General features: G+C 68.3%; 5 protein-coding genes. 1 reads left to right on the top strand and 4 read right to left on the bottom strand.

Features of this window, described 5'->3' with window-relative positions; all coding sequences use genetic code 11:
* Positions 1-116 precede the first annotated feature (116 nt).
* From ABD024_RS13330 to ABD024_RS13315, 4 genes are all read right to left on the bottom strand, one after another.
* Positions 117-653: a (2Fe-2S)-binding protein gene (locus ABD024_RS13330; protein ID WP_343853466.1), complete on the bottom strand. Its 537-nt coding sequence runs from the start codon at positions 651-653 to the stop codon at positions 117-119.
* Between the two features lie 51 nt (positions 654-704).
* Positions 705-2,024, bottom strand: coding sequence for an APC family permease (locus ABD024_RS13325; protein WP_343853464.1), 1,320 nt, complete (start codon positions 2,022-2,024; stop codon positions 705-707).
* Positions 2,025-2,109: 85 nt separating this feature from the next.
* Entirely contained in the window at positions 2,110-2,991 is an 882-nt protein-coding gene (locus ABD024_RS13320; RefSeq protein WP_343853462.1) for a PhzF family phenazine biosynthesis protein, read from the bottom strand.
* Between the two features lie 164 nt (positions 2,992-3,155).
* A complete protein-coding gene (locus ABD024_RS13315; RefSeq protein ID WP_343853460.1) occupies positions 3,156-5,060 on the bottom strand; it encodes a S53 family peptidase in 1,905 nt (634 codons plus the stop codon).
* Between the two features lie 407 nt (positions 5,061-5,467).
* Between ABD024_RS13315 and ABD024_RS13310 the strand changes: the two genes are divergently transcribed.
* Positions 5,468-6,985 (top strand): fumarate hydratase, encoded by a 1,518-nt coding sequence (locus tag ABD024_RS13310; RefSeq protein ID WP_343853458.1) that lies wholly within the window; start codon positions 5,468-5,470, stop codon positions 6,983-6,985.
* The last annotated feature ends 167 nt before the right edge of the window (positions 6,986-7,152 follow it).

Genomic DNA, 7,152 nt, shown 5'->3' with positions numbered 1-7,152 from the left:
CGGCGGCAGCGGCGCGTCGGCGGCGTCGGCGAAACGGATGCCGACCACCAGCGCGCCGGCGCTGCCGGCCAGTACCTGCAGGAAACGGCGGCGCGAGAGACGGATGCCGTTGCCGTTCATGGCCGGCCCGCCTTGCCGGCGGCGGCGCGCTTGATCGCGCGGCGCACGCGGCTCTGGCAGCCGCAGCGGCACAGGTTCGGCAACTGGTCGATGTCGCCGTCGTTGGGATTGGGCTTGCGCCGCAGCAGGTCGATCCCGGCGATCAGCCAGCCCGGCGTGCAGTAGCCGCAGCCGATCGCATCCTCGTCGATGAAGGCCTGTTGCAGCGGGTGCAGGCTGCCGTCGTTGGCGGCCAGGCCTTCCACCGTGGTCACTGCCTTGCCGGCCAGTTTGGCGATCGGCACGGTGATCGCGGAGACCGCCTTGCCGTCGAGCAGCACCAGGTCGGCGCCGTTCCCGCCCTGCTCGCCGCCGTACTTGGTGCCGGTCAGCCGCAGCACGTCGCGCAGGTACCACAGCAGTGGCATCTGCGGATCGCCGGTGTGGCGGAAGTGCTCGCCGTTGACCTGCAGGTCGATGCCGTCACGTACCTTCTCGGCCACGATGCCGCTTTCCTGGCTGGTCGGCAGAACCTGGGCTTGCACGGGCGCCATCCATCATCTCCTTGAAGTCGATCCGCACATTGTGGCATTGCTGCCGGTTGCTTAGGGCAGCGTGCGGCTGAACAGGCGACGCCAGACCACGTAGACAGGCACGCCGGCGGCCATGATCAGCAGGCCGATGCCGGTGTTGCGCGGGTTGTCGCGCAGCGACAGCAGCACCACCACGGTCACGGCGGCGATGAACAGCAGCGGCAGCCACGGGTAGCCGGGCACGCGGAAGCCGCTGGACGCGCCGTCATGGCGGCGGTACCAGAACAGCGTGCCCACGCCGACTGCGCAGGCCAGCCAGTCGCCGAACGTGGCGTAGTCCAGCAGCTGGCCGTAGCTGCCCGACAGCGCCAGCACGATCGCCCAGCCGGACAGCAGCAGCAAGGCGGTGTTCGGCGTGCGCCAGCGCGGGTGCAGCCGCGCCACCGCGCGGAAGAACAGCCCGTCCTCGCCCATCACCTGCAGCACCCGCGCACCGGCGACCAGGGTGATGTTGCAAAAGCCGAGGGTGGAGATCGCCACGCCCAGCGCGATCACTTTCGCGCCGACCGGGCCGGCTACCTGCTGCATCACGTCCGCCGCCGGCGCGGTGCTGGCGGCGAGCCCGGCGTGACCGAGCACGGCAAGGTAAGCCACGTTGACCAGCACGTAGGCGCCGATCACCAGCAGCATGCCCAGGGTCAGTGCGCGCGGCAGCGTGCGCTGCGGGTCGCGCACTTCGCCGGCCAGGTTGTTGAGGTAGGTGAAGCCGGAGTACGCGAACAGCACCGGCAGCGCCGCGCTGATGAAGCCGACGCCGTGGCGCGCCGGATCAATTGCCAGCACCTGGCCGTGTCCGGCACCGGCGAGGAACAGGCCGCACACCACCAGCACTGCCACCGCCAGCAGCTTGAGCAGGGCGAACAGGTTCTGGATCTGCGCGCCGAGGCGGATGCCGAACAGGTTGATGCCGCCGACGAAGACCAGCGCGCCGACGGTCAACGGCAGCGCCCAGGCCGGCGGCAGCCCGAACAGCGCGGCGGCGTAGCTGGCGAAGATCGTCGCCACCGCCGCGCTGGAGCCGGAGTAGATCACCAGCAGCATGGTCCAGCCGAACAGGAAGCCGGCCAGCGGCCCGAACGCCTCGCGCAGGTAGACGTAGGTGCCGCCGGCACGCGGCCGGCGTGCGCCCAGCTCCGCGTAGCACAGTGCGCCGATCAGGGTGAGCACGCCGGCGGCCACCCACAGCAGCAGCAGCGCCAGCCCCGACTCGGTGCGCTGCGCCACGATGCCGGGGTTGAGGAAGATGCCGCCGCCGATGACGCCGCCGACCACGATCAGGGCGGCGTCCCACGGGCGCAGGCTGCGCACGTAGCCGGGAGAAGTGTCGTTCATGCAGGGAGGTCGCTGGCGGAAGGAGCCGTAGCTTGGCGGGCGTCGCCTGGGCGGGCAAGCGTTCGGAGATTTGGAACAGGCTCTTTCAGTCCAGCTGAAGCTCGCCGCGGATGCCCACGGTGCAGGCGCCGCCGATGCTGATGCTGCCGTCCATCGTGTCGCGCACCACCTCGACGTAGCCGTCGCGGCCCACCTCGCGGCCCTGGCTGGCGCGATAGCGCAGGCCATAACCGGCGGGATCGCCGATGTCGGCGAGGAAGGCCATGATCGCGGCGTTGGCGCTGCCGGTGACCGGATCCTCGGGAATGCCGTCGGCCGGGCAGAACGCGCGCACCGCCATGCTCGCCTCGCCCGCGCGCTGCCGGCCGAACACGCTGACGCCGACCGCGCCGGTGGCCCGGCAGAGCGCGCCGATCGCGGCCAGGTCGGGTTGCAGCTGGCGCACGGCGGCTTCCTCGCGCAGGTCGCAGACGAACCACTGCGGCCCGTTGTCGACCAGACGCAGCTGGTTTTCCGCGAGCTCGGCGTGCACGGCCCGACCGAGCAGGACGCGCTGGTGCGCCGCCACGGCCTGCAGTTCGGCCTGCGGCGCCTGCACGTGGATGATCCGCCCGCTGCCGCTGCCTTCGATGCGCACCGGCAGCAGCCCGGCCGCGCATTCCTGCAGCAGCTGCTGCTTGTCCGGTGGCACCAGTCCGGATTCGATCGCGGCGTACGCGCTGCCCACGCTGGGGTGGCCGGCGAACGGCAGTTCCTGGCGCGGAGTGAAGATACGCACGCGGTAGTCCGCCGCGATGCTGGTCGGCGGCAGCAGGAAGGTGGTTTCGGAAAGATTGGTCCAGCGCGCGAACGCCTGCATCGTGGCGTCGTCGAGGCCGTCGCCATCGACCACCACGGCCAGCGGATTGCCCAGCAGCGGCTTGCCGGAGAACACGTCGAGCTGGATGAAGCGGCGACTGCGGGACATGGCGGTTCTCCGGCGAACAAGCATTCGACGATCGCCCCGGCGGGCGTTCCCGGCAAGTGGCCGAGCCGCGCGTGGGGCAGCATCGCCTTGAAAGCGGCAAGCCGACACCTCGCGGCGGCGGCTTGCCGTGCAGCGCGCCCGCAAGCGCGGTCAGAACATGCCGATCAGAACACGCCGAGGAACACGGCCAGATTGCTCACGTTGAGCGTGCCGATGCCGGCGCCCGGCTCGTAGCCGGGCTTGCCGACGTAGAACCAGTTGTCACCCGAGCGGATGTCGTTGAAGGCCGAGAAGGGGCCGTAGCCGAAGATGTTCTGCAGGGCATAGACCTGCGGATTCCAGAAACCGACGCGGCCGTGGCTCGACTGCCTCAGCAGGGCGCTGATGCCGTTGAGCTGGGGCGCGACGAAACTGGTGCCGCCGAAAAACGTCAGCAGGCCCGGGCCATCCAGCGACGAGACGATGCTGTAGCCGGTTTCCGGGTCGGCGTTCAACGAAACGTCGGGCTCGTTGCGGCCGCGGTAGTTCGCCGGCAGCGTGTAGTTGATGTCGAACGGCGGGAACAGCAGGGTCTGGTTCTTCTCGCTCCTGCGGATGCCGCCGGTGAACAGCTGATAGCGCGGCAACTGCCAGAACACGCTCACGCCGCCACCGCCGCCGACCGAGAACACGGCATCGGTGATGTCCACGCCGAAATTGGTCTGGAAGTAGCTGGAGATGTAATCCCAGCCCCAGACGCTTTCCCGGGTGAGCGATGCCGTCGGGCCGCCGCTGAAGCTGTAGGAGAACGGCACGGTGGTGCCGCCCGCGGTGGTGATGAACGGGTCGGAGCCGGGGGCGTCGGCGGTGAGCGGCGGCGGTACCGGGTCGGTGGGCAAGCCGCCAAGCGAGCGCACCGTGTCGTAGGCGCCGGAATCACCCGAGGTCGCGAACATCGAGATGCCCTGCGCCGCCGCCTCCAGGAAGACCTGGTGGAATGCGCGCAGTTCGTCGGTGAAGTCGACGCCGCCGTTGAGCTGCGGGAAGTAGAAGATTTCCGGCGAGCCCCAGCTGACCGACAGGCTGTCGACCTTGTTGTCGGACACCGCCCGGTTGAACACGTCGAAGAAGCCGGCATCGGTATTCGGCGCGTCGTACACGATGATGTCCGCCCATGGCGCCAAGCCACCGGATTGCTCCACGTCGAGCGACGTCTCGCCCGAGCCGGCAGGTCCGCTGAGCGGTCCGCCGCCGTCCACATGCACCTGGGTGATCCGGTTGGGTTTCACGGGCAAGCCGATCGCGCTCCAGTAGGCGTACGCGTCGGCCGGGATGAAGTCGGCCAGGGTGGCGATGCCGACGGTGGAGCCTTTGCCGTTCACGCCGAGCCTGTACAGCGGGTTGATGTTGTAGCGGTTGGCCACGTCACCCACGGTGAATTCGCCGACCGTGCAGGTGGCGGTGGGATTGCCGGTGCACGTCGTGGCCGGTGCCGCGCTCCTGGCCAGGGCGTTGGCACTGGGGCCTAGCTGCGGCGGCAGGATCGCCTTGACGTGGTGCGAGTGATAACGCGCCTCGCTGCTCAGGCCCGAAGCCACCACCAGCGTGCCGGAGAGCGCCGCGGGAACGGTGGGCGTCACGCTTGGTTGATGGAAGGTCGAGCCGTCGCTGGCGCGATAGTCGTGGATGGAGGTATGGAAGGCCGCGTTGAATTGCCCGATCGTGCCGCTGACCTTGATGGCCAGGTGGTTTGGCAGAAGTTCGACCTGGGTCAGCCCCTGTTGCTTGAGGAAGGCCTGGACTCCGGCGATCTCGCCGGCGGTGGCGCCGTAGCGGTCGGCAAACTGCGCGGTGGTGAGGAAGCGGTGGAACGAGGGGCTGCCGCGGGTGACGGTGCTGTAGATGAAGTTTTCCAGGGCGTCCTGGTTGTGCAGGCCGAGCACCAGCGTGACGTTTACCGTCTGGCCCGGATTGCTTGCCCCAAGATCGGTGGGAGCCGAGCCACCGGCAGCGAAGCTGAGGGTGCTGAAGCCACAAAGCAGCAGCGCCACCGAAGCCGCGAGCGACGTGCGATGCAATTTCTTGAGCATGTCTTTATCTCCAAGGGTAGAGGCGGTCGCCGCTGGCGGACGCGGACGTCAATGGAGTGACGCCGTGCCTTGCGGCAGGCCGTGGCCATGGATCGAGTCGATCCCCATCACCCAGTCGCGGCCCCTGAAGACCATCCGCGCTGGTTCGGCGAGCCTAGACCCGCAGAGTTGACCAGGGAAGTGCCTGACCGCGCGAAATTTCTGCGGAATGCGCCTGGTGCATCGGTGTGCGGCGTGGTTGCCGACTGCTTCGCCCCGGGGTGCGGCCACACGATGCCCGCGGCATGCGGCCGTGGGCGTGCTTTCGGGTGGCAGGTCGATTTGCGGCACAATAAGAGGGTTATGCGCCGTGATCAGCCGTTCGCCGGCGCCTGAATTCCCCGACCGAAGCCGCCTGCCCGAGCCCCATGACCACCATCAAGCAAGAAGACCTGATCCAGTCCGTCGCCGACGCGCTGCAATACATCAGCTACTACCACCCGGTCGACTACATCAAGAGCCTCGCCGCCGCGTACGAGCGTGAGGAAAGCCCCGCCGCAAAGGATGCGATGGCGCAGATCCTGATCAACTCGCGGATGGCTGCCGAAGGCCACCGGCCGTTGTGCCAGGACACCGGTATCGTCACCGTGTTCCTCAAGGTGGGCATGAACGTGCGCTGGGACGACGCCACCATGTCGCTGGAGGACATGGCCAACGAAGGCGTGCGCCGCGCCTACCTAGACCCGGACAACAAGCTGCGCGCCAGCGTGCTGGCTGACCCGGCCGGCAAGCGCATCAACACGAAGGACAACACGCCGTCGGTGGTCAACATGTCGATCGTGCCCGGCGATACCGTCGAGGTGATCGTGGCGGCCAAGGGCGGCGGCTCCGAGGCGAAATCGAAATTCGCGATGCTCAACCCGTCCGACTCGATCGTCGACTGGGTGCTGAAGACCGTACCCACGATGGGCGCCGGCTGGTGCCCGCCGGGCATGCTCGGCATCGGCATCGGCGGCACCGCCGAGAAGGCGATGTTGATGGCGAAGGAAGCGCTGATGGAGTCGATCGACATCCAGGAACTGATCGCGCGCGGCCCGGCCAATCGCGCCGAGGAACTGCGCATCGAGCTGTTCGAGAAGGTCAACGCGCTGGGCATCGGCGCGCAGGGGCTGGGCGGACTCACCACCGTGCTCGACGTCAAGGTGAAGGATTTCCCGACCCACGCGGCGAACCTCCCGGTGGCGCTGATCCCCAATTGCGCCGCCACCCGCCACGCGCATTTCGTACTGGACGGCTCCGGCCCGGTGATGCTGGATCCGCCGTCGCTGGAAGACTGGCCGAAGCTCACCTACGACGCGTCCAAGGGCCGCCGGGTGAACCTCGACACCGTGACCCGCGACGACGTCGCCAGCTGGAAGCCGGGCGAGACCCTGCTGCTCAACGGCAAGCTGCTCACCGGCCGCGACGCCGCGCACAAGCGCATGGTCGAGATGCTCGACAAGGGCGAGCCGCTGCCGGTCGATTTCAACGGCCGCTTCATCTATTACGTCGGCCCGGTCGATCCGGTGCGCGAGGAAGTGGTCGGCCCGGCCGGCCCCACCACCGCCACGCGCATGGACAAGTTCACCGAGCAGGTGCTGGCGCAGACCGGCCTGCTCGGCATGGTCGGCAAGGCCGAACGCGGCCCCGCCGCGATCGAGGCGATCAGGAAACACCAGTCGGTGTACCTGATGGCCGTGGGCGGCGCCGCGTATCTGGTGTCGAAGGCGATCAAGGCCTCGCGCGTGGTCGGCTTCGCCGACCTGGGCATGGAAGCGATCTACGAATTCACCGTGGAGGACATGCCGGTCACCGTGGCGGTCGACTCGGGCGGCAGCTCGGTACACCAGACCGGTCCGCGCGAATGGCAGGCGAGGATCGGGAAGATCCCCGTAGTTATCCAATAACAATGTGCGCGTACCGCACGCCATTGCCTCCTCTCCCTCCGGGGGAGGATTGAGGAGGGGAGCTTCAGGATCACCTCAGCTCTCCATCGAAACCCGAACACGAGCCCGAAAGTCCAGAGCACCCCACCCCAACCCTCCCCTGCGAGCAGGGGAGGGAGCCCCGATCG

This window comes from Rhodanobacter soli, from assembly GCF_039523495.1.
Classification (GTDB): Bacteria; Pseudomonadota; Gammaproteobacteria; order Xanthomonadales; family Rhodanobacteraceae; genus Rhodanobacter; species Rhodanobacter soli.
The sequence above is the reverse complement of the archived record's forward strand: the minus strand, read 5'-3'. Positions and strand labels throughout refer to the sequence as shown.

Coding starts and splice junctions, on each gene's coding strand:
- ABD024_RS13325 (WP_343853464.1), bottom strand. CDS start 2,024: ATGAACGACACTTCTCCCGGCTACGTGCGCAGCCTGCGCCCGTGGGAC.
- ABD024_RS13330 (WP_343853466.1), bottom strand. CDS start 653: ATGGCGCCCGTGCAAGCCCAGGTTCTGCCGACCAGCCAGGAAAGCGGC.
- ABD024_RS13315 (WP_343853460.1), bottom strand. CDS start 5,060: ATGCTCAAGAAATTGCATCGCACGTCGCTCGCGGCTTCGGTGGCGCTG.
- ABD024_RS13310 (WP_343853458.1), top strand. CDS start 5,468: ATGACCACCATCAAGCAAGAAGACCTGATCCAGTCCGTCGCCGACGCG.
- ABD024_RS13320 (WP_343853462.1), bottom strand. CDS start 2,991: ATGTCCCGCAGTCGCCGCTTCATCCAGCTCGACGTGTTCTCCGGCAAG.